At 70.9% G+C, this 22,462-nt stretch carries 20 protein-coding genes; 10 read left to right on the forward strand and 10 right to left on the reverse strand.

From position 1 onward, the window contains the following. Positions 1–32 precede the first annotated feature (32 nt). From HD593_RS44835 to HD593_RS44850, 4 genes are all read right to left on the reverse strand, one after another. On the reverse strand, positions 33–1,523 hold the full coding sequence (locus HD593_RS44835) for an Nramp family divalent metal transporter (protein WP_312904166.1): 1,491 nt from the start codon (positions 1,521–1,523) through the stop codon (positions 33–35). Positions 1,524–1,602: 79 nt separating this feature from the next. Further along, a complete protein-coding gene (locus HD593_RS44840) occupies positions 1,603–3,726 on the reverse strand; it encodes an acetate--CoA ligase family protein (protein WP_185108999.1) in 2,124 nt (707 codons plus the stop codon). Positions 3,727–3,794: 68 nt separating this feature from the next. Further along, entirely contained in the window at positions 3,795–5,018 is a 1,224-nt protein-coding gene (gene frc / locus HD593_RS44845; protein WP_185109001.1) for a formyl-CoA transferase, read from the reverse strand. 13 nt (positions 5,019–5,031) lie between these two features. Continuing rightward, positions 5,032–6,705 (reverse strand): thiamine pyrophosphate-binding protein, encoded by a 1,674-nt coding sequence (locus HD593_RS44850; RefSeq protein ID WP_185109004.1) that lies wholly within the window; start codon positions 6,703–6,705, stop codon positions 5,032–5,034. A gap of 241 nt (positions 6,706–6,946) precedes the next feature. Here HD593_RS44850 and HD593_RS44855 point away from each other — a divergent pair, with 241 nt between their 5' ends. The 5 genes from HD593_RS44855 (at position 6,947) to HD593_RS44875 (ending at position 11,327) form a co-directional block, all read left to right on the forward strand. Next, positions 6,947–7,924 carry a 2-dehydropantoate 2-reductase gene (locus tag HD593_RS44855; protein WP_185109006.1) on the forward strand — a complete coding sequence of 326 codons (978 nt, stop codon included), beginning with the start codon at positions 6,947–6,949 and terminating at the stop codon, positions 7,922–7,924. A 409-nt stretch (positions 7,925–8,333) separates the two neighbouring features. After that, the gene (locus HD593_RS44860; protein WP_246547061.1) at positions 8,334–9,290 is read left to right on the forward strand and encodes a metal ABC transporter substrate-binding protein; all 957 of its coding nucleotides are present in this window, start codon (positions 8,334–8,336) and stop codon (positions 9,288–9,290) included. After that, positions 9,287–10,066: a metal ABC transporter ATP-binding protein gene (locus tag HD593_RS44865; protein ID WP_185109008.1), complete on the forward strand. Its 780-nt coding sequence runs from the start codon at positions 9,287–9,289 to the stop codon at positions 10,064–10,066. Before HD593_RS44860 ends, HD593_RS44865 begins: the two co-directional genes overlap by 4 nt. Further along, positions 10,066–10,938, forward strand: coding sequence for a metal ABC transporter permease (locus tag HD593_RS44870; RefSeq protein ID WP_185112516.1), 873 nt, complete (start codon positions 10,066–10,068; stop codon positions 10,936–10,938). Before HD593_RS44865 ends, HD593_RS44870 begins: the two co-directional genes overlap by 1 nt. Further along, entirely contained in the window at positions 10,935–11,327 is a 393-nt protein-coding gene (locus tag HD593_RS44875; RefSeq protein WP_185109010.1) for a Fur family transcriptional regulator, read from the forward strand. The genes HD593_RS44870 and HD593_RS44875 overlap by 4 nt, the downstream gene beginning before the upstream one ends. Positions 11,328–11,361: 34 nt before the next feature. Here HD593_RS44875 and HD593_RS44880 read toward each other — a convergent pair whose 3' ends face one another. Next, positions 11,362–12,249 (reverse strand): DMT family transporter, encoded by an 888-nt coding sequence (locus tag HD593_RS44880; protein WP_312904168.1) that lies wholly within the window; start codon positions 12,247–12,249, stop codon positions 11,362–11,364. Between the two features lie 71 nt (positions 12,250–12,320). Between HD593_RS44880 and HD593_RS44885 the strand changes: the two genes are divergently transcribed. Continuing rightward, positions 12,321–12,869: a CGNR zinc finger domain-containing protein gene (locus HD593_RS44885; protein WP_185109014.1), complete on the forward strand. Its 549-nt coding sequence runs from the start codon at positions 12,321–12,323 to the stop codon at positions 12,867–12,869. Positions 12,870–13,093: 224 nt separating this feature from the next. Here HD593_RS44885 and HD593_RS44890 read toward each other — a convergent pair whose 3' ends face one another. The 3 genes from HD593_RS44890 to HD593_RS44900 form a co-directional block, all read right to left on the reverse strand. Beyond that, positions 13,094–13,618 (reverse strand): NUDIX domain-containing protein, encoded by a 525-nt coding sequence (locus HD593_RS44890; RefSeq protein WP_185109015.1) that lies wholly within the window; start codon positions 13,616–13,618, stop codon positions 13,094–13,096. A 124-nt stretch (positions 13,619–13,742) separates the two neighbouring features. Further along, entirely contained in the window at positions 13,743–15,350 is a 1,608-nt protein-coding gene (locus tag HD593_RS44895; protein WP_185109017.1) for an ABC transporter permease, read from the reverse strand. 123 nt (positions 15,351–15,473) lie between these two features. Then, positions 15,474–16,604: a saccharopine dehydrogenase family protein gene (locus HD593_RS44900; protein WP_185109018.1), complete on the reverse strand. Its 1,131-nt coding sequence runs from the start codon at positions 16,602–16,604 to the stop codon at positions 15,474–15,476. A 121-nt stretch (positions 16,605–16,725) separates the two neighbouring features. Here HD593_RS44900 and HD593_RS44905 point away from each other — a divergent pair, with 121 nt between their 5' ends. After that, positions 16,726–17,676, forward strand: coding sequence for an AraC family transcriptional regulator (locus HD593_RS44905; protein WP_185109019.1), 951 nt, complete (start codon positions 16,726–16,728; stop codon positions 17,674–17,676). A gap of 58 nt (positions 17,677–17,734) precedes the next feature. Continuing rightward, positions 17,735–18,529: a bestrophin-like domain gene (locus HD593_RS44910; protein ID WP_185109020.1), complete on the forward strand. Its 795-nt coding sequence runs from the start codon at positions 17,735–17,737 to the stop codon at positions 18,527–18,529. A 16-nt stretch (positions 18,530–18,545) separates the two neighbouring features. Here the strand turns inward: HD593_RS44910 and HD593_RS44915 are convergent, their stop codons facing one another. Further along, positions 18,546–19,373, reverse strand: coding sequence for an isoprenyl transferase (locus HD593_RS44915; protein WP_221525310.1), 828 nt, complete (start codon positions 19,371–19,373; stop codon positions 18,546–18,548). Beyond that, entirely contained in the window at positions 19,316–20,050 is a 735-nt protein-coding gene (gene recO, locus HD593_RS44920; protein ID WP_185109022.1) for a DNA repair protein RecO, read from the reverse strand. The genes HD593_RS44915 and recO overlap by 58 nt, the downstream gene beginning before the upstream one ends. Before the next feature lie 151 nt (positions 20,051–20,201). On the opposite strand from recO, the gene HD593_RS63950 reads away from it, so the two are divergent. Then, the gene (locus HD593_RS63950) at positions 20,202–21,743 is read left to right on the forward strand and encodes a CDP-alcohol phosphatidyltransferase family protein (RefSeq protein WP_185109023.1); all 1,542 of its coding nucleotides are present in this window, start codon (positions 20,202–20,204) and stop codon (positions 21,741–21,743) included. After that, entirely contained in the window at positions 21,740–22,462 is a 723-nt protein-coding gene (locus HD593_RS63955; RefSeq protein ID WP_185109024.1) for a DUF5941 domain-containing protein, read from the forward strand. Before HD593_RS63950 ends, HD593_RS63955 begins: the two co-directional genes overlap by 4 nt.

Genomic DNA, 22,462 nt, shown 5'->3' on the forward strand with positions numbered 1-22,462 from the left:
CAGGGCGAGTTCGAGGCTGTGCCGTCCTGTCATCAGCCCACGACCACGCCGTAGGCGAACAGGCTGTAGAACAGCATCCCCAGGTAGAACACCGCGCCGAAGCCGATGATGACGTTCGACCACCACCTGGGCCTGATCGGCTTGGGCAGCATGCGGTTGTTCACCAGGAGCAGGGTCACGCAGTACGCGCCCATCGCGAACGTCGACAGGAACGCCAGCGTGTCCAGGATCCCGCTCGGACCGTCGGCCGGGCCGAACAGCAGGATCAGGATGCCGAAGATGATCACGCCCCAGAGGAAGATCGCGTACAGCTTCGACATGCCCAGCTTCTTCGTGCCGGGGATGAAGTTGTACGTCATGTCCGCCTGGCCGCGCGAGAACGAGTCGAACAGGCCCAGCGTCGCGTTCAGGCCGATCAGCGCGATGAACCCGAGGAACACGACCCCGAGAACCGAGCTGCCCGCCGAGGAGACGGCGTTCGACATCGCGGTCAGCGCCACTTCCCGGTCGTCGCCCTGAATGGCCGTACGCACGGCCGGATCGATCCGCACCGCCGCCTGCGCGATCACCGTGAAGGAGATCGTCACCAGCATGGTGATGCCCCAGAACAGCAGCAGCGCGTCGAAGGTGACCCAGCGCCGCCAGCCCTTCCACTTGGCCATCTCGGCCGGGTCGTCGGTGTCGAACATGAACCCGCGGTTGGGCCGCTCCTCCTCCTCGCCCGCGTGGCGCAGCCCGCGGATCTTCGGCTGGTGCACGCCCATGCCGGCCCCGGAGTCACGCAGGTGCAGCGTGTACCACATCTGCTGCATGCCCGAGGGGCCGGCGAAGGCACAGGCGCCGACGATGACGGGGAACCAGGCGGCCGTCATGGCCTCCGCCGGCAGGTAGCCGATGGAGAACATGCCGCTGATCGTGGTGACCACGTCTCCCCAGGAGCCGACCATGGCCGCGACCACGGCCGTGCCGAGCACGAGCGCCCCGATCAGCAGCGAGAGCACGTTCTCGAGCAGGTTGTAGATCACCTTGGCGAGGGTGAAGACCACGCCGACGAGGATCAACCCGGCGATCGCGGTCACCACCCAGGGTATTCCGGTGATCTCCTCGAACGCCGCCGCTCCGGCCGACAGGTGTCCCGGCCAGATGTAGACGGCGATCGCCACGACGAAGAAGAACCACATCAGCGGCTTGAACACCCTGGCCGCGCCGGAGAAGATGCTCTCCCCCGTGGCCATGGCGTAACGGGCCATCTCCAGCATCACCACGGCCTGCAGGGTGACGCCGATCAGGAACAGCCACCTGATCTCGGGCCCGAACAGCAGCACCAGCCGGGGCCACATGTACGACTCGCCCATGCCCACGCCCAGGGCGACGAGGAACACCGTCGGCCCGAGAATGTGCACCGAGGGAGGCGCGTCGGGGAGCTTCCTGATGGGCATCGGCTCGAGCCGGCCCGCTTTCCATACTCGTTGATCCTCGACCGGCGGCGTGGCCGTCGCCGGTGGTGTGTTCGATGTGTCCACCTACGGACCTCCTGGGGGGTTGTTGCCTTCCTCTGCGCCCCGAATTGCCCCCTCGCCTGGTGCTGCTGGAACTCGGCTCTTAGCCCAGCAGACCGGCCGCCCTGGCCCAGCGGTACTTCGCACCGAGGACCGCCACGGGCTTTTCAGTCGTGTACGGGTACGCGACCACGCCGTGCTCGAACAGGTACTCGCTGGCCTCCTCAACCTCGGTGTCGCCGGCCAGTGACGCCACGACCGGCTTGACGTTGCCCTTCGCCCGCTCCTCCGCCACCACGCGGGCGATGAGCTCGGCGAAGACCATCGGCGGCGTCACGATCGTGTGCCAGTAGCCCAGGACGAGCGCGTGGATGCGGTCGTCGGACAGGCCCAGGCGGACCGTGTTCTCGTAGGTCGAGGGTGGCTCGCCGCCGGTGATGTCGATGGGGTTGCCCGCCGCGCCGAACGGCGGGATGTACGCGCGGAACGCCGTGTCCAGGTCGTCGGGGATGTCCATGAGGGTCAGCCCCGCGTCCACGATGGCGTCGGACAGCAGCACGCCCGAGCCGCCCGCGCCGGTGATGATGACGACGTTCTCGCCCTTGGGCGCCGGCAGGATCGGCAGCGCGCGGGCGTACTCCAGCATGTCGTTCAGGCCGGGCGCGCGCACCACCCCGGCCTGGCGCAGGATGTCGTCGTAGACCTTGTCGTCGCCGGCCAGCGCGCCGGTGTGCGAGCCCGCGGCCCGCGCGCCCATCGCGGTGCGCCCGGCCTTGAGCACGATGACCGGCTTCTCCTTGACCACGCGGCGGGCGGCCTCGACGAAGCCGCGCCCGTCCTTGAGGTCCTCCAGGTGCATGGCCACGGCCTTGGTGTTGTCGTCCTGCTCGAAGAAGGTCAGCAAGTCGTCCTCGTCCACGTCGGCCTTGTTGCCGACGCCGACGATGGCCGAGACGCCCATCTTGGTGGTGCGGCTGAAGCCCAGGATGGCCATGCCGATGCCGCCGCTCTGGGAGGTCAGCGCCACGCTGCCGCGCACGTCGTACGGGGTGCAGAAGGTCGCGCAGAGGTTCTCGGGCGTGTAGTAGTAGCCGTAGATGTTGGGGCCGAGCATGCGGACGCCGTGCCTGCGGGCGATCTCGACGATCTCCTTCTGGCCCTCGACGTTCCCGGTCTCGGCGAACCCGGACGGGATCATCACCGCGCCCGCGACGCCCTTCTCGCCGACCTCCTCCAGCGAGGCCGCGACGAACTTGGCGGGGATCGCGAACACGGCCACGTCCACGTCGCCGGGCACGTCCGCGACGCTCTTGTACGCCGTGAGCCCCATGATCTCGTCGGCCTTGGGGTTGATCGGGTAGATCTGCCCCTGGTAGCCGCCGTTGATGAGGTTCTTCATGACCGAGTTGCCGATCTTGCCGGTCTCGGCGGAGGCGCCGATCACGGCGACGGAGCGCGGCTTGAAGATGCGGTTCATCTGCCGCAGGATCTCCTCGCGCGGCAGCCGCTCGACCTCGGGCTGCGGCTCGCCGATGAGGATGCGCACGTCGGCGGCGACGGCGCCGTTCGCGTCGGCGAAGACGGGGTTGAGGTCCACCTCGACGATCTCGGGGATGTCCGTGACCAGCCTGCCGACGCGCTCGATCAGCGTCGCCAGCGCCTCCCTGTTCGCGGGCTCGGCCCCACGGGCCCCGCGCAGTACTTCGGCCGCCCTGATGTCGTCCAGCATCCTGAGGGCATCATCACCCGAAACCGGGACAAGTCGGAAGGTCACGTCCTTGAGCACTTCGACCAGGACGCCGCCGAGGCCGAACGCGATGACCTTCCCGAAGGTGGGATCGGTGACCGCGCCCACGATGACCTCGTGGCCGCCGCCGACGAGCTGCTGCACCTGGATGCCGTCGATCTTCGCGTCGGGATTGTAGGCGCGGGCGTTGGCCAGGATCGTCTCGTAGCCCTGCCGCACCTCCTCCTCGCTCTTCAGCCCGACCAGCACGCCGCCGGCGTCCGTCTTGTGCAGGATGTCGGGCGAGACGATCTTCAGCACGACCGGGAGGCCGATCTCCCCGGCCAGCCGCGCCGCCTCGTCGGCCGAGGTGGCCAGGCCCTCGCCGGGGGTGGCGATGCCGTACTCCTGGCACAGCTCGCGGCCCTCCGGGGCCGTCAGGGCGTTACGCCCCTCGGCGAGCGCCTTCTCGATGACTTCCCTGGCGGCCACTGTGCTCATGGTCGCGCTCCCTACGGACCCGCCCTGGTTACGCGAGCTGCCGCTGTCGGGCCCTACTCGCCGCTCCATCAGATGACTCCGTTCGTCTTGAGTTCGGCCAGCTCGTCCGCGCTCACGCCGAGCTCGCCGTAGATCTCCTGGTTGTGCTCGCCCAGCAGGGGCGGGGTCCGTACGTCCACCGGCGAGTCCGAGAGCTGCAGCGGGCTGCCCACGGTCACGAACTCGCCGCGCGTCGGGTGCTCGACCTTGACGACGATGCCCTCGTCCTGAAGGCTCTCGTCCTCCACCAGCTCCTTGGTGGACAGGATCGGGCCGCACGGGATGTTCTCGGCGTTGAGCCGGTCCAGCACCGTCCACTTGTCGTGGCGGATCGTCCACTCCTCGATGAGCTGGAACATCTTGTCCAGCTTCGGCAGCCGCGCCTCCGGCGTCGCCCACTCGGGGTCCTCGGCCAGCTCGGGACGGCCGATGATGTTCGCGATGGGCTTCCAGCCGACCGGCTGCACGATGACGTAGATGTAGTCGTTCGGGCCGCCGGGAGCGCAGCGCACCGCCCAGCCCGGCTGGCCGCCACCGCTGGCGTTGCCCGAACGCGGCACCTCGTCGCCGAACGTCTTGTTCGGGTACTCGCGCAGCGGCCCGTGCGCCAGGCGCTGCTGGTCGCGGAGCTTGACGCGGCACAGGTTCAGCACGGCGTGCTGCATGGCCACCTGTACGCGCTGCCCGCGCCCCGACTGCTCGCGCTGGTAGAGGGCGGCCAGGATGCCGGCGACCGCGTGGATGCCGGTGCCCGAGTCGCCGATCTGCGCGCCCGTGGCCAGCGGCGGCCCCTCCTCGAACCCCGTCGTGCTCATCGAGCCGCCCATGGCCTGGGCGATCACCTCGTACGCCTTGAACTTGGCGTACCTGCCCTGGCCGAAGCCCTTGATCGAGGCGTAGATGAGGCGGGGGTTGAGCTCCTGGAGGCGCTCCCATGGGAAGCCCATGCGGTCCACCGCGCCGGGACCGAAGTTCTCCACCAGGACGTCGGCGCTCTTCACCAGCTCGGTGAAGATCTCCTTGCCGCGCTCGCTCTTCATGTTGAGGGTGATGCTGCGCTTGTTGCAGTTCAGCATCGTGAAGTAGAGGCTGTCCACGTCGGGCAGGTCGCGGAGCTGCTGGCGGGTGATGTCGCCGGTGGGGGCCTCCAGCTTGACCACGTCGGCGCCCAGCCAGGCGAGCACCTGGGTGGCCGACGGGCCGGACTGGACGTGGGTCATGTCGAGGACGCGGACACCTTCGAGAGCCTTCATCTCTGCGTTTCCCCTACTTGTACATGGTCTGGTTCATGGTTCCGGGGGCGTACACCTCTGGGTCGACCCAGACGTTGATCAGTGAGGGCTTGCCCGACTGGCGGGCCCGCTCCAGCGCCGGGCGGATCTCGGCCGGGTCGCGGACCTCCTCGCCGTAGCCGCCCAGCAGCTTGGCGAACTCGCCGTAGCGGATGTCGCCGAGGGTGTTGCCGACGCGGGCGCGGTCCTCGCCGTACTTGGCGGCCTGGCCGTACCTGATCTGGTTCATCGAGGAGTTGTTGCCGATGACGCCGATGAACGGCAGGTCGAAGCGGACCATCGTCTCGAAGTCCCAGCCGGTGAGGCTGAAGGCGCCGTCGCCGAACAGGCAGAGCACCTCCTTGTCGCGCCGCGCCTGCTTGGCGGCCATCGCGAAGGCCATGCCGACGCCGAGCGTGCCGAGCGGGCCCGGGTCCATCCAGTGGCCGGGCGACTTGGGCTGCACGACCTGGCCGGAGAAGGTGACGATGTCGCCGCCGTCGCCGATGTAGATGGTGTCCTCGGTGAGGAACTCGTTGATCTCGTGCACGAGGCGGTACGGGTCGATCGGCTGGGCGCCGGAGAGCTGCCTGGGCAGGCGCTTCTCGTAGGCCTGGGTCTCGACGTTGCGCAGCTCCTCCAGCCACTCCTTGCGGCGGGCCGCGCCGTTCTCGATGCGGCCGCTCGCGGCCTGGGCGGCGGCGGAGAGGATGAGCCCGGCGTCACCGACGATCCCGAGGTCGATGTCGCGGTTCTTGCCGACGGTGCGGTAGTCGAGGTCGATCTGCACGACCTTCGCGGTCGGCGACAGGCGCTTGCCGTAGCCCATCCGGAAGTCGAACGGGGTGCCGACGATGATGATGAGGTCGGCCTCGGTGAAGGCGTACCTGCGGCTGAGCTGGAAGTGGTGCGGGTCGCCAGGGGCGAGCGTGCCGCGGCCCGAGCCGTTCATGTACGCGGGCACGTTCAGCGAACGTACGAAGTCGATGGCCGCGTCGGTGGCCCGGCACGTCCAGACCTGGCTGCCGAGCAGGATGCACGGCTTCTCGGCGTGCGCCAGCATGTCGGCCAGCCGCTCGACGGCCTCGGGGTCGCCCGCCTGGCGGGTCGAGGCCCGGTAGTGGCCGGCCGCGGGGATGCGGGCCTTCTCGATCGGCACCTTCGCGTCGAGCACGTCGCGCGGGATCTCCAGGAAGGACGGCCCCGGCGCGCCGTGGTAGCACTCGCGGAAGGCCATCGACACGATGTCCGCCACCCGTTCCGTGCTCGGCACCGTCGCGGCGAACTTGGTGATCGGGGTCATCATGTCCACGTGCGGCAGGTCCTGTAGCGAGCCCATCTTGTGCTGGCTCAGCGCGCCCTGCCCGCCGATGAGCAACATCGGGCTCTCCGCGCGGAAGGCGTTGGCCACGCCGGTCACCGCGTCGGTCGTGCCCGGCCCGGCGGTGACCACGGCGCAGCCGGGCTTGCCGGTGATGCGCGCGTACCCGTCCGCCGCGTGCGCGGCTACCTGCTCGTGGCGTACGTCGATGACCTCGATGCCCTCATCGACGCAGCCGTCGTAGATATCGATGATGTGGCCACCGCAGAGCGTGTAGATCACGTCCACGCCCTCGGCTTTGAGCGCCTTGGCTACGAGATGACCGCCAGAGATCGTTTCCGACATCATGCCACCCTTTCCCGGCGACGAAATGCTGTCTTCCGCATACTGCATACCGTATGAACGCAATGGTTACTCCCCTACGAACGGTGTGTCTACCCCCTAGGGGACAACTCGATCAGTTCGATCTCCTCTCGCGTCCGCCGCGCGACCGTCCCGCGCGCCACCGAGGCCGCCGGCGCACTCCTTGACCCTCGTTTTTCCATACTGTATACGGGATACACGATCCGACGCGAGAACGGAGCGCAGCATGAAGGTCGCTGTTCTTGGCGCCGGCGCCATCGGCGCATACGTGGGGGCCGCCCTCCACAGGGCGGGAGTGGAGGTGCACCTCATCGCGAGAGGGGCGCACCTCCAGGCAATTCGCCGCGCCGGTGTGCGGGTGCTCACCCCCAGGGGCGACTTCGTCGCCCATCCCCATGCCACCGACGACCCCACCGAGGTCGGTCCGGTGGACCACATCTTCCTGGGCCTCAAGGCGAACAGCTACGCCTCCGCGGGCCCCATGATCCAGCCGCTCCTGCACGAGACCACAAGCGTCATCGCCGCGCAGAACGGCATCCCGTGGTGGTACTTCCACGGGCTCAAGGGCCCCTACGAGGGCTACCGCATCGAGAGTGTCGACCCCGGCGGCGCGGTGACGGCCGCGCTGCCCCTGCATCGTGCCATCGGCTGCGTCGTCTACGCCGCCACGGAGATCGAGGAGCCTGGCGTCATCCGGCACCTCGAAGGCACCCGCTTCTCCATCGGCGAGCCTGACGGCACGCTGACGGAGCGGTGCACCGCCTTCAGCCAGGCCGCCGTCGAGGGCGGGCTGAAGTGCCCGGTGGAGCGCGATCTCCGCCGGGACGTCTGGATCAAACTCATGGGAAACATCGCCTTCAACCCGATCAGCGCGCTCGCCAGGGCCACCATGGCGGGCATCTGCCGCCACGACGGCGCCAGGGAGCTGGTCGTGGCCATGATGCGGGAGACGGTGGACGTGGCCAGGCGGGTGGGCTGCGATCCGGGGATCTCCATCGAGCGCCGCCTGCGCGGCGCGGAGAAGGCGGGCGAGCACAAGACCTCGACACTCCAGGACCTGGAGAAGGGCAAGCCGCTGGAACTCGACGTGCTGCTGGCCGCGGTGGTCGAGCTGGCCGACCTCACCGGCGCGGAGGTGCCCACACTGCGGGCCATCCACGCGGTGAGCGACCTGCTGAACGAAAATCTCGTTCGTGCGGTCTAGCTCGGAATACCGTAGATTGCATACCGAATGGAGGGATCATGACTCTTGACCACCCGGCCCGTCCACCGGCGCGCCACGCGTCGCGGGATGCGGCCCGGGCGGTCATCCTCTTCCAGCACATGCTCAGGGGCACCCGCCGGACCGGCTGCGCGCCGCCCGGCGGGTCTGTGACAGGACCGGGGGCCCGCACGCGGCCGGCCCGTTCGCGGCCGGCGGCGAGCCGCTGTGCGTACGCCACAAGGTGGCCCGCAGACGTCACCTCGGGCGCCGGCAACGGCTCTGCCCGCGCACGATCACCGGGGTGATGACGGGATGCCGCGCGGCGCGCCTGGCCCCCAGCCGCCGCTCGGCATCCCACTACAATCCCAGATTTTGACAACCATTTTCATTCCGACGCATACTGACTCACATGATGTCAGGATTTTCCCGGTCGAGCGCTGTCGGCATGCTGGCCGCAGCCGCCCTGCTCACCACCGCTGCCTGCGGCTCCGGCTCCGCCCAGACCACCACCACCGCTTCCGGCTCCGCCGACGCTTCCGGCGCGAAGCCCGAGGTCGTGGCGGCGTTCTACCCGCTGCAGTGGCTGACCGAGCAGGTCGGGGGATCCGACGCGACCGTGACCGGCCTGACCGCGCCCGGCGTCGAGCCGCACGACCTGGAGCTGAGCATCCAGCAGGTCACCGAGCTCAAGGACGCCGCGCTCACCGTCTACATCAAGGGCATCCAGCCGGCCGTGGACGACGCCGTGGACGCCGAGAAGAGCTTCGACGCCGCCACCGCCGTCACCACCATCCCCGCCGGCGAGCACGCCGAGGAGGAGGGCCACGCCGAGGAGGAGCACGGCCACGAGGAGCTCTCCTACGACCCGCACCTCTGGCTCGACCCCTCCCGCCTGGCCACCGTCGCCACCAAGCTCGGCGAGCGCCTGGCCACGGCCGACCCCGCACACGCCCAGGGCTACCGCGACCGCGCCGCCAGTACGGCCGCCACGCTGGGGACGCTCGACCAGGAGTTCACCCAGGGGCTGACCACGTGCAAGACCAAGACGCTGGTCACCGCGCACGAGGCGTTCGGCTACCTGGCCGACCGGTACAAGCTCAAGCAGGTCGGCATCACGCTCGACCCCGAGACCGAGCCGTCGCCCACCCGCCTGTCGGAGGTGGCCAAGCTGGCCAAGGCCGAGGGCGTCACCACGATCTTCACCGAGTCCCTGGTCAGCCCGAAGGTGGCCGAGGTGCTCGCGAGCCAGGTCGGAGCCAAGACGGCCGTCCTGGACCCGCTGGAGAGCAAGCCCTCCGGGGATTACCTGTCCGCCATGCGCGATAACCTCAAAACACTACAAACAGCACTGGGGTGTACGGCATGAGCGAAACGGCCTTCGCGATGACCGGCGGCCGGGTCTCCTTCGATGGCAAGCCCGTCCTTCGAGGGATCGACCTGACCGTCTGTCCCGGGGAGGTCGTCGCCCTCCTGGGCGCCAACGGCTCGGGCAAGTCGACGCTGGTCCGCACGCTGCTCGGCCTCACGCCGCTGACCGGCGGCCAGACCCTCGTGTACGGCACAGCGCCCGGCAGGTTCCGCGACTGGTGGCGCATCGGCTACGTGCCGCAGCGGCTCCAGGTCGGCGGCGGCGTGCCCGCGACCGTGCGCGAGGTCGTCGCCTCGGGCCGGATCGCCAGGCAGAGCAGGTTCCGCAGGACCAGCGCGGCCGACAGGGCGGCCGTGGCGAGCGCCCTGGAGGCCGTCAGGCTCGCCGACCGGGCGGGGGATCCCGTGCAGTCGCTGTCAGGGGGGCAGCAGCAGCGCGTGCTCATCGCCAGGGCGCTGGCCGGGGAGCCCGACACGTACGTGATGGACGAGCCCACCGCGGGCGTGGACGCCGAGACCCAGCAGCTGCTCGCCGACACGCTGGCCAGGCTGGTCGAGGCCGGCAAGACCGTGGTGCTGGTGGCGCACGAGCTGGGCCCGCTGGAGCCGATCATCACGCGCGGCGTGGTGATCCGCGAGGGCCGCATCGCCCACGACGGCCGGCCGCCCCGCCCGGAGGGCGACTGCGCCAGGCCGGGGCACGAGCATCAGCATCCGCACGGTGAGGAGCCCGTGGGAGGCCCGCTCACCGGGTGGCAGGGGGAACCAAGGTGATCTTCGAACTTCTCCAGGAGGAGCTCTTCCAGCTCGCGCTCATCGCGGCGCTGCTGGTGGGGCTCTGCGCGCCCGCCGTCGGCACGTTCATCGTGCAGCGGCGGCTGTCGCTGCTGGGCGACGGCATCGGGCACGTGGCGCTGACCGGCGTGGCGCTCGGCTTCCTGACCGGCACCGCGCCCGTGCTCACCGCCGTGCTCGTGTCCATCGCGGGCGCCGTGGCCATCGAGCTGGTCAGGGCCCGGGGGCGCACCAGCGGCGACGTGGCGCTCGCGCTGCTGTTCTACGGGGGGATCGCCGGCGGCGTCATGCTCATGGGCATCGCGCCCGGCGGCAGCAACGCCAAGCTGAACTCCTACCTGTTCGGCGCCATCGCCAGCGTCACCGTCGAGGACATCTGGGTCATCGCCGCGCTGGCCGCCGCCGTGATCGCGGTCGTCCTGATCTTCGGCAGGGAGCTGTTCGTGCTCTGCCAGGACGAGGAGATGGCCAAGGCCAGCGGCCTGCCGGTGCGCTTCCTGAGCCTGCTCATCGCCGTCACCGCCGCCCTCACCGTCGTCATCGCCATGCGGGTGGTCGGCCTGCTGCTCGTCAGCGCCCTGATGGTGATCCCGGTGGCCACCAGCCAGCAGCTCACCCGCGGCTTCCGTACCACGATGGGGCTGGCCATGCTGTTCGGCGTGATCGCCTCCGTGGGCGGGCTGCTCGCCTCCACCTACTCCGCCAAGGTCCCGCCGGGCGCCGCGATCGTGCTTCTTGCGCTCGCCGGCTTCGTCCTGGCCCTCGGTGTCGGTAAATTCGTACGGCGAGGCCGTACCCAGGAGTCGACATTGAGCGAGCGACCACAGCTGCGCGTCGAGGAGATCGCATGACGACAAGGCGCGATGCCGTGCACGACACCCTTCGCCAGAGCGAGGGTTTCCGTAGCGCGCAGGACGTCTATGCCGAGATGCGCCTGCACGGGGCGAAGATCGGGCTTACCACCGTCTACCGGGCGTTGCAGGCGCTGGCCGACAAGGGCCAGGTCGACGTGCTGCGTACCGACGACGGCGAGTCGGTCTACCGCGCGTGCGCGACCGACACCCATCACCACCACCTGGTGTGCCGCCGGTGCGGCCGCACCGTGGAGGTGGCGGGGCCGGCCGTCGAGCGGTGGGCCGAGGCGGTGGGCAGCGAGCACGGCTTCACCGAGATCACCCACACGGTCGAGGTCTTCGGCACCTGCTCGTCCTGCTCCACGGCGCCGGCCCGGACGGGCTGAGCCCTCTCAAGGGTCCACCCTTCCGGGAGCTCTCTCAGACCTCCACCCTTTCCGGGACCCTGGCGGGCCGGCGGGAGCCGTACAACACCCCCAGCACGACCACCGCGCATCCGGCGAGCTGCAGCACCGACGGCCGCTCGCCGAGCGCCAGCGTGGAGATCGCCACCGTGGACATGGGCTGCACGAGCAGCAGCAGCGAGGTGAGCGCGGCGGGCTGGCGCGGCAGCGAGAACGTGATCAGCGACCAACCCAGCACCTGCGGCCCCAGCGCGAGCAGCAGCAGCCACCCGTGCGCCGGCCAGTCCGGCACGAGGTCCGCGCCCCCGAACAGCGGGCTGAGCAGGGCGATGGCCACCGTGGCCACCACCGTCGCATGGGCGAGCGGCCCCGCGGCCCTGTCGGACCCGCCCTTGAGCAGCAGCAGGTACGCCGCGTACGACAGGGACGTCGCCACCCCGGCGGCCACCCCCAGCATCGGATCGCTCCCGTAGGCGGCGCTGTCGAACACCCCGGAGATCAGCACCACCCCGGCGAACACCACCGGCGTCCCGACCATCAACGGCGTGCCCGGCCGCTCCCCGAACAGCGCCCACGCGGCGAACGCCACGATGAACACCTGCAGATTCCCCAGCACGGTCGCCAGCCCCGCGCCCACGTACTCGATCGCGTGATGCCAGAACAGCAGGTCGAGCGCGAACACCACGCCCGCCGCCCACGACATCAGCACCGCCCTGCGCGGCAGCGGCCCGAACCTGCGCCGCTCCACCCAGGCCAGCAGCACCATGGGCGGCACCGCGTACGCGCACCGGAACAACGCCGAGGTCGCAGGCGATACACCTGATAACCGCACGAGGGGAGCGGAGGTGGAGATGATGAGCGCGCCGACGATCGCGATCAGCACGATACGGCGATGTGCACTCACGGAAACCCCTCGAACCCCGTACAGGAGATACGCTGCGACCACGCTAGAACCCGGCGCGGACAGGAGTCAACATGCCGTTTGGCCATGACATGGTGCATTCTCTGGCCACCGTTGTCGAACTGGTCAACACCTCGCCCTCCACCGGCGGCGACGAGGGCCTGTCCGGCCTGCCCGAGTTGCAGACGTTCGTGGAATCCCGCAAGATCAGCGGCGTCAGCACGCTCACGGCCCGCGACCTGGGCCAGGTCCGCATGGTGCGCGAAGCCTTCCACCGCGTCTTCACCGCCCCCGACCAGCCCACGGCCGTCCGCACCCTCAACGCGCTGCTGTCCGAGACCCGCATCACCCCCCGCCTGACGGAACACGACGGCCACCCGCTGCACGTCCACTACTTCGCCGCCGACGCCACCCTCGCCGAGCACGTGGCGGCCGACTGCGGCGTCGCCCTCGCCCACCTCCTGGTGGAAGGCGAGGCGGAACGCCTGCGCACCTGCTCGGCCCCCGACTGCGACCGCGTCTTCGTGGACGAGTCCCGCAACCGGTCCCGGGTCTACTGCGACAGCCGCACGTGCGGCAACCGCATGCACGTCGCCGCCTACCGCGCCCGCCGCCGCGCCTGAGGCCGTACGCCCGGGGGGCTTCCGCCCTGTGGGGGCACGCCCCCACACCCCCAGGCGGTGGCCTGCCGGCCCCCGCACCCCCGGACGCGAACCTGCTTCCCAACGAATCTCCTCGTTGCCCGCAGACAGGGAGTGCTGCAGCAGCAGTTCCGCCTGCCGATCCAGGACATCACGACAAGCTTCTTGCGATTTTCGTCGATCAGATTCCAGGCCTCCGGCCGGCGTTACGGCTGCGACAGGACGTAGAGCAGGGCGTTCATGCTGGTCCCGCTGACGAGGTCACGTTTGTCGATCAGCCGGCGGATGTCCGTGAGCGGCACCCATTCGACCCGCTCGGCCTCCCACGCCTCAGTGGGCGGTCCGATGTACCGGGCGCTGTCGGCGCGGAAGATGTGGTGCTCGGAGTCGGAGATGCCGCTGGTCGGCTGGGTGTAGAGCAGGGGCCGCAAGGGGCCGGGCCGCCAGCCGGTCTCCTCCTCGACCTCGCGGGCGGCGGCCGCGATCGGCTCCTCACCCTCGTCGATCTTGCCGATGGGGATCTCCCAGCCCCAGGTGTCGGTGATGAACCGATGCCGCCAGATGAGCAGTACGCGCCGCCGATCGTCCATGACGACGGCACCCGCCCCGGGCGCGGTCCGGATGAGGCGGTGATCGAGATGCCGTCCGTCCGGAAGCTCCACATCCGCCACCCGGACGTCGAGCCAGCGATCGGTGTACAGCGGTTCTTCCGAGTGAACCTGCCAGCGCATGCGGCCGCCCCCTGAGTGGAACACCTGGACCGGCACCACGCTACAAGGGCGCGGGACACCCGCATGCCGGGGCGCGCCCCCGCGTCGAGCGCGTCACCGGCCGGCAACGCGTCGGGGACGGTGCTCAGCCGGCGCCGAAGTCGCGGCGGCGCAGGGCGAGCAGGCCGCCGGCCGTGAGGAGGGTCGTGATCGCGAGCAGGCCCGCCGTGGGCGCGGGCTGCAGGGCCGGCTCCAGCATCGGGTTGCCGACGTAGTGGAACGGCTCCGCCGGGCTGCCGCCCCACAGGCCGTACAGGGGCCCGACGACCTGACCCAGGCCGGTGGTCAGGATCCACGCGAGCCAGCCGATCGCCACGCTCGCGCGCGGCACCAGCCCGTACGCCAGCACGCACACCGCCCCCACGCACCAGGCCGCCGGGACGGTGCTCAGCGCACCCGCCAGGAAGGCGGGCAGATCCGTGGCCGGGTCGCCGACCAGCAGGGAGTAGATCGCGCCGAACACGAGCCCGGTGACGGCCATCAGGCCCGCCGTGCCGAGGGCGGTGACGAGCAGGTGGCCGCCCGCCCAGCGCAGGCGGGTCATCGGGGTGGACTGCAGGGCCTCCGCGCGGCCGGACGCCTCCTCCGCGCGCAGCCGCAACGTCATGAGCACCGGGTAGAGGGCGACGGCGTAGGCGAGGATCAGGACGAGGTACCAGACGTACCCGCCGAGCATCGTGGCGCCCGTGGGGACGCCGAGGAACTCGGTGATGTTGTCGACGATGACGCTCGGCCGGGAGATCAGGTCCCGCGCCAAGGGGCTCAGCGCGCCCGCGAACACCGAGAACGCCACCACCCCCGCCGCCCACTTCACCAGCAGCCCGCGGTGCAGCCGCCAGGCCAGGCTGACCGGGCCGCGCAGCTCCGGGGCCGAGTCGCGGCCCTGGCGCTCGGGCAGCAGGCCGGAGCCGAGGTCGCGGCGGGCGAGCAGCCGGTACGCGGCGCCGTACAGGAGGGCCGCGGCCAGGACGCAGAGGCCGATCAGCCACCACCGGTCCTCCTGGTACGGCCGCACCAGGTGACCCCAGCCCAGCGGCGACAGGTACGTCAGCCACGGCAGCCCGGCCGCGTCGCCCGCGAAGCGCAGGACGTAGGAGAGGCCGAGGGCGGTCAGGCCGATCGTGGTGGCGGTGTGGGCGTTGCGGGCGAGCTGGGCGGCGACGGCCGCGATGCCGCCGAAGATCCAGCCGACGACCGTGACGGCGGCCCCGTACGTGAGGGACCCGGCCGGTTCGAGGCCCGCCGCGATCAGCGCGACGGCCGCCAGCAGGCCGCCCGCCAGGCTGATCCCGCCCGCGACCAGCATGGCGGCGGTCAGCGGGGCGTGGCGGGCGACCGTGCCCGCCAGGACCAGCTCGCTCCTGCCCGCGTCCTCCTCCCTGCGGGTGTGGCGGATGACGGACAGGACGGCGGCGAACGCGGCCGCCACGTAGAGGAAGCCGCCGCTGCGCCAGGTGGCGAGCACCTCCAGCCGGGGCTCGACGACGCCGCCGCCGAGCGCGTGCAGGAAGGCGCTGCGGTCGATGACCTCCAGGTAGGCGAGCTTGTCCTGGTACGTGGCCATGTTCCGGTTGATGTAGGCGACCATCGTCAGGGCCATGGCCGTGACCAGCAGGATCCACCAGGGAGCGATGCCCCGCTCGCGGCGCAGGGCGAGGCGGGCGAGGGTGCCGGTGCCGGGGGCGGCGTTCATGGGCGTTCCCGGCCGGCGAGCGGTCCGATGGTCATCGCGACCAGCTCCTGTTCATGGGTATAGCGAACTATTCTTACGAACAGGACGCTATACCCACGTATAGCTAGGAGGCAAGGCCGCAGATCAGGCCGGGGTGACCTGCCAGGTGACGCCGTGCGTGGTGAGGTGGTCGAGGAAGGAGGCCGGGTCGAAGGCCTGCGCGGGCGTCAGCGCCCCCGCCGGCGCGCCGTCCGCGACGAGGCGGCGCGCACCCTCGACGGCGATCACCGCCGTCATCCCGTACGGGTCGAGACCCGTCACCCAGCCCCGCGCCCGCTTCCCGTCCTCGCCGGTCGCCTGGGCCAGCAGCAGCCAGCGCGAGGCCAGCCTGGCCGCCTCGTCCGGGATCTCCGGGACGCTGTCCACGACGTCGGGCGTCAGCGCGGAGAACATGGCCGCCACCTCGGTACGGATCGCGCTCCGCACCCGCCGCGCACGCACGTGCCGGGGGATGGTGACCACGCCGGGCAACGCGAACACGGCGACGGGCACCTCACCGTCCTCCCCCGGCACGGCGATCGAGGCCGGACCGGCACCCGATGCGCCGATCGAGGCAGAGCCGGCACCCAAGGCGGCAGCCAGGGCAGGTTCCGCGCCCCCGCCGGCCGCCTCCGCCTCCACCTCCAGCTCCGCTGGATGCCACTGCCCGTCCGTGTAGGCCAGCGCCCCCTGCTCGAACACCTCCCCCATCGACCGGGCCGTCCCCCGCGACGCCGCCCCGGGCCGCCGCAGATCCGCGACGAGCACCTCGGCCACCTCGGCCACCCCGTCCACCCCGGCGGAGCCCACGCGCTCGGCCACCAGGTGCGCGATCAGGTCCCCCGGCCCGCCGTCGTCGGCCATGGCGGGCACGACCGTCACCCCGGCCCGTACGGCCTCCTCACCCAGCCCGTCGAGCACCCTCCTGAGGTAGTGCTGCTCCCCGGTGGTGTCCAGGTAGTGCGCCCCGGCGGCGATCGCGGCCCTGATGACCGGCTCCCCGAGCACCGTGAACGGCCCGGCACAGTTGATCACCACCGGGCAGTCCCCGAACGCGTCCGCGAGCGCCGCCGGCTCGTCGAGCCCGGCCACCCTGACGGCCTCCGCGCCATCCGCGACGCTCCGCAACCGCTCCTCCGACCGCCCGACGAGCACCGGCGTGAACCCCCGCCGCCGCACCTCCGCCACCGTGAGCCGTCCAGTGAACCCGCTCGCCCCATGAATCGCGACCCTCATCGCTTCCTCCTTCGTTTATGCAGCTCACGCTAGGAGGAAACGAGGCACGCGCCCATGTCCGCAGATCCGCTCACCATGTCCGATCGTCCACGGTCATGGCCCAGCGGGATACCGTACGGACATGGACGTGCTCAGTGACGCCATCACCGCCATGCGCACCGGCCTGCCGCACGCCTCGCGCACGCGCATGCGCGGCCCCTGGGGCGTGCGCTTCCAGCCGCAGCAGGGCGCCGGCTTCCACGTGATCCTGCAAGGGTCGTGCTGGCTGCTGCCCGCCACCGGCGAGCCCGTCCGGCTGGGGGTGGGGGACGTGGTGTTCCTGCCGCGCGAGCTGGGTCACGGGCTCGCGGACGCGGTCACGACGCCGCTGGTGGAGGCCACCCCCCGGTTCAACGACGGCTCCCCCATCGGCAGCCTCGACCATGACGGCCCCGGCCCGCTGACGGAGATGTTGTGCGGCGCGTACCGGTTCGACCAGACCAGGCTGCACCCGCTGCTGACCGAGCTGCCCGACGTCATGCACATCCCGGCCAGGATCGGCCACCACCCCTCGCTCAGCGGCGCGATCGAGCTGCTCGGCCGCGAGCTCGCGTCCGTCCCCGGCCCGCACGACGGCACCGCTCCCGCCCAGGGCTTCGAGACGGCCACGCGGGCGCTGCTCGACGCCCTGCTCGTGTACGTGCTGCGCGCCTGGTACGACAGCCACGAACCCGCCACCGGCTGGGGCGCGGCCCTGCGCGACCCGGCGGTCACGGCGGCGCTGCGGGCCATCCACCAGCATCCGGCGACCCCGTGGACGGTGCAGTCGCTGGCCGCCAGGGCGGGGCTGTCGCGGGCGGCGTTCGCGCAGCGGTTCGCGAGCAAGGTGGGGGCGCCGCCGCTGGCGTACCTGACGTGGTGGCGGATGACGACGGCGGCGCGGCTGCTGCGCGACACCGACCTCCCGCTGCGGGCGGTGGCGGAGCGCACGGGGTACGCCACGGAGTTCGCCTTCGCCAAGGCGTTCAAGCGGGAGTTCGGCACGGCCCCCGGCCGCTACCGGAGCGAGCCGGGCCAGCTCTTCTCCGCCTAGGGTCACCGCACACCCTGGCGCTCCATCCTCACTTTGCGCGATCATTCATGCACCGAAAGTGAGGATCCCTTTGTTCATCGCCACCATCGGCCTGCTCATCGCCGCGACGGTCGCCGCGCTGGCCGGCCTCGCCGCGTACGTCGCCAGCCGCGTCATCCCCGCACAGACCCGCCAGGACTACCGCGACAGCAGCGGGGTGGTCACCGGCATCGTCGGCACCCTCTTCGCGGTCAGCATCGGCCTGGTCGTCGTCGCCGCGTGGAACCAGGTCAACACCGCCACCGAGACCAGCGCGACCGAGGCCAGCAACCTGACCGACGTCTACTGGTACTCCCGCACGCTGCCCGCGCCCCAGCGCGCCGCCCTGCAGAGCCTCGCCGCCGGCTACACCACCACGGTCATCCGCGAGGAGTGGCCACTCATGGCCGGGCAGCACCGCCTGTCGCAGAACGCCTGGAGAGCCTCCGAGCAGCTGCGTGCCTTCTTCCAGACCCTCCAGCCGGACGGCGGCGGGCCGTCCGCCCGCTACGGGCAGGCCATGTCCCGCATGCAGGCCGTCCTGGACGCCCGCCGCTCGCGCGCCCAGATGGCCGACACCGGCGTGCCGCCGCTGCTGTGGGTGGCGCTGGCGGGCTGCGGGCTGGTGGCGCTGCTGCCCGCGATCCTCTGCGGCAGCCCCAACCGCAAGGTGCACCTCACCATGGCGGCGGCGGTGGGGGGCATGGTGGGGCTGGTGCTGTTCCTGGTCTACCAGCTCGACTTCCCGTTCAGCGGCGGCATCTCGGTCTCTCCCGCCGCCTTCGAGCAGGCCCTCGACCGCTTCGACAGCATCCGGGCGCTCGGCGCCGGGTAGGCCGCTGGAGGCCCGGCTAGACCTGGTTGGGGATCGCGCCGCCGTAGCGCCGGTCGCGCTTGGCGAAGATCTCGCACGCGTCCCACAGGTCCCGCCGGTCGAAGTCGGGCCACAGCCGGTCGAGGAAGACCATCTCGGCGTAGGCCGACTGCCAGAGCAGGAAGTTGGAGAAGCGCTGCTCCCCCGACGAGCGCAGGAACAGGTCGACCGGCGGGATCTCCGGCTCGTCCAGGTACCGGGAGAAGACCTTCTCGTTCACCTTGGACGGCTTGACCCGCCCGGCCGCGATGTCCTGCGCCAGCTTGACGGCGGCGTCGACGATCTCGGCCTGCCCGCCGTAATTGACGCAGAACTGCAATGTCAGCGTCCGGTTGGACGTGGTCATCTCCTCGGCCGTCTGCAGCTCGGAGATGACGCTCTTCCACAGCCGCCCCGGCCGGCCCGCCCAGCGTACGCGCACGCCCATCGCGTTGAGCTCGTCGCGCCGCCGCCGGATCACGTCGCGGTTGAACCCCATGAGGAAGCGCACCTCGTCGGGGGACCGCTTCCAGTTCTCCGTCGAGAACGCGTACGCGCTCAGGTAGGGGATGCCCAGCTCGATGGCGCCCTCGATGACGTCGAACAGCGAGGACTCGCCCGCCTTGTGCCCCTCCGTGCGGGGCAGGCCACGGGCCTTGGCCCAGCGGCCGTTGCCGTCCATGACGATGGCGACGTGCCGGGGCACCAGCTCGCGCGGGATGGGCGGCGGGGTCGCTCCCGACGGGTGCGGGGACGGAGGTCGTACGTTCACGCGGGCTCCCTTTCGACGTGTCGGAGAGAGCGTATTCCGTGTTCGAGGTGCCATTGCAGGTATGCGGCGACCAGGCCGCTGCACTCGCTGCGGTGGCGCTGCTCGGAGGCGTCCGCGGTGACCCAGTCGCCGCGCAGCAGCGCCGTCATGAGCCCGATCGTCTCTCCCGCGGGCACGGCCGAGCCGGACGGCTTGCACGCCCCGCACACCACGCCACCGGCCACGATGGCGAACGCCCTGATCGCCGGCGCCTGGCACTTCGCGCACGCCTCCAGCGCGGGGGCGTAGCCCGCCACGGCCAGGGAGCGCAGGAAGTAGGCGTCGAGGACCAGCCTGGCCTCGTGGCCGCGGTCGGCGAGCGTGCGCAGCCCGCCCACCAGCAGCAGGAACTGCCGCAGCGCCGGCTCCTTCTCCCCGTGGGTGAGCCGGTCGGCGGTCTCCAGCATCGCGCTGCCGGCGGTGTAGCGGGGGTAGTCGGCGGCCAGCGCCTCCCCGTAGGGCCTGATCGTCTCCGCCTGGGTGACGACGTCGAGCGTGCGGCCGGTGTGCAGCTGCACGTCGACGTGCGTGAACGGCTCCAGCCGCGCGCCGAAGCGCGACTTCGTGCGGCGGACGCCTCGCGCCACCGCCCGGATCTTGCCCGTGCGCTTGGCCAGGATGGTGACGATGCGGTCTGCCTCACCGAGTTTCTGGGTGCGCAGGACCACGCCTTCGTCACGGTAGAGACTCACTCGGACATCTTACGGCCGGCCTGTATACCGGTGGACGAAACGTTACGGGCATGCTCTTGTGACGCGACTTTGCGTCACTCTCACTAGACTTTGACGTCTGTCCCCGCATTACCCGTTGTTCAACCCCCCGCTACCGCCTCGAAAGGGAGTCATGACCCGCGTGGTCCTGCTGGGCGCCTCGCCCGGCCCCGACATCTCTCCGACCGGCCTGAGGCTGGCCGCGCTTTCCGGCAATCCCACCGTGTCCGAACGGCTGCGCAGCCAGCTCGCCGCCATGGATCCGCGTTTCGCCACGATCCCGACGGACAACGTCGCGACCGCCCTGCGCGCCCTGGCCGACGTCGCCGAGCAAGCAACGGAGAGCCTGTTCATCATCCCTGAGAACTCTGTCGTCCATGACGAGCTGATCTACCAGATCACCAAGTCCAAGCGCGGTGCGCTGGCGCTCGTCGCGAAAGAGCCGCGGGTGGGGGTGACGGAGGACAACGGCCTGGAGGAGAACGGTCCCGAGGACAACGCCGCCGAGGACCGCATCCCCATCGACGAGGCCGACCCCGAGATCGGCATGAACCGCGTGGAGGGCCTGCCCGTCCGCGTACGGGTCGGCAAGTCGCGCGTGGTCTCGGCGGGCACCGCGAGCCACGCCGTGACCAGGCCCAACGCCGTGGCGCTCGGCCCGCTGCACGTCAGCGCGCGCAACGCGCCGAAGCTCGCCGAGACCTGCCGCGAGCTCGCGGCCATGGCCGACCGGTTCGGCGCCGACGACGACCTCGTCCAGCTCGTGGTGTTCGGCCTGGTGCGCAACGGCGTGTCGGTTGGCATCCGGGGCCGCCGCGACCTGTTCTACCGCCGGGTCACCACCCAGGAGGAGATCAACGAGGCCGGCGCCGAGATGGCCGGGATGGACGAGGACCGCTCCCGGCTGAACAACGCGGTCAAGGGCGCCGACGGCTTCTTCACCACGTTCTTCGTCTCCACCTACTCCCGCTACATCGCCCGCTGGGCCGCCCGCCGCGGGCTGACGCCCAACCAGGTGACGCTGATCTCGATCGTCCTCGGCGTGGCGGCCGCCGCCTGCTTCGCCACCGGCGAGCGTCCCTGGATGGTGCTGGGCGGCGTGCTGATCTACTTCGCCTTCGTCTTCGACTGCGTCGACGGGCAGGTCGCCCGTTACGCCCGCAAGTTCGGCGTGCTCGGCGCCTGGCTGGACGCGACGTTCGACCGGTTCAAGGAGTACGTCGTCTTCGCGGGCCTGGCCGTCGGCTGGGTGGTCTCCGGCAACGGCGACGAGATCTGGATCCTGGCGCTGGCCGCGCTCGGCCTGCAGTCCGTACGCCACCTGCTCGACTTCTCCTTCGGCGTCGCCAACCGCCGCAAGCCTCCGGCTCCGCTGCCCACCACCCCGCTGGACGCCCCCGACGACCGTGACCTGCGCCAGAAGCTGACCGCCCGCAAGGTGGAGCGCAGCCAGGGCCTGCGCGGCGTGCTGAAGATGTGGACGAAGGCCGGAAAGTACCGTGCGGTCCACTGGGCGCGTAAGATGATCGTCTTCCCCATCGGCGAGCGTTTCGCGGCCATCGCGATCACCGCCGCCCTCTTCGACGCCCGGATCACCTTCATCACCCTCGTGATCTGGGGCTCCGTCGCCGCCGCCTACACCCTCACCGGACGCCTCATGAGGTCGCTCGTATGATCACCCAGCCGCAGGCCATGGCCACCCCCACGCCGGACCCCGACGAGGAGCGCCGCCGCATCCAGACCGCCCGTCTCGTCGCCTACCGCGACGACGGGCCGCTCGCCCACTTCCTGGCCGGCAAGCTCGGCGCCGGCGTGCCGCCCGTGCCCGCCACGCTCGTGGCCCTGCTCGCCGTGGTCGCCGTCACGGTCGCGGGGCTGCTCGACTCCGGCGGCCCCATCCTGCTCCTGCCCGTGGCGATCGTGCTGCTGCTGGTGCTGCCCACGACGCCCCGCGACCACCTGGGCCGGTTCGACTGGCTCACCCCGCCGCTGCTGCGCGCGGCCGAGTTCTTCACCGTCATCGCGATCGGCCTGGCGGCCGACGCGCCGAAGTGGCTGCTGTTCGTGCTGGTGTACGTCGTGGGCTACCACACCTACGACACCGTCTACCGGACGCGGCAGAGCATCTGGCCGCCCGCCTGGGTGTTCCGGGCCGGGCTCGGCTGGGAGCTGCGGCTGCTGGTCATCGGTGCCGGGGCGGCGTTCGGCGTGCTGACGCCGGTGCTGGCGGTGCTGACGGCGTACCTGTTCGTGCTGTTCGCGGTGGAGAGCGTGACGAGCTGGGTGCGCCTCGACAAGGCCTCCGCCCAGGCGGGCGCCGACGCCGAGCAGGACCTGGAGGCCTCCCCCGAAGACGCCCTGGAGCAGGCGACAGGAGAGGCGGAGAAGGGCTGA

The sequence above is a fragment of the Nonomuraea rubra genome, from assembly GCF_014207985.1.
Taxonomy (GTDB): domain Bacteria; phylum Actinomycetota; class Actinomycetes; order Streptosporangiales; family Streptosporangiaceae; genus Nonomuraea; species Nonomuraea rubra.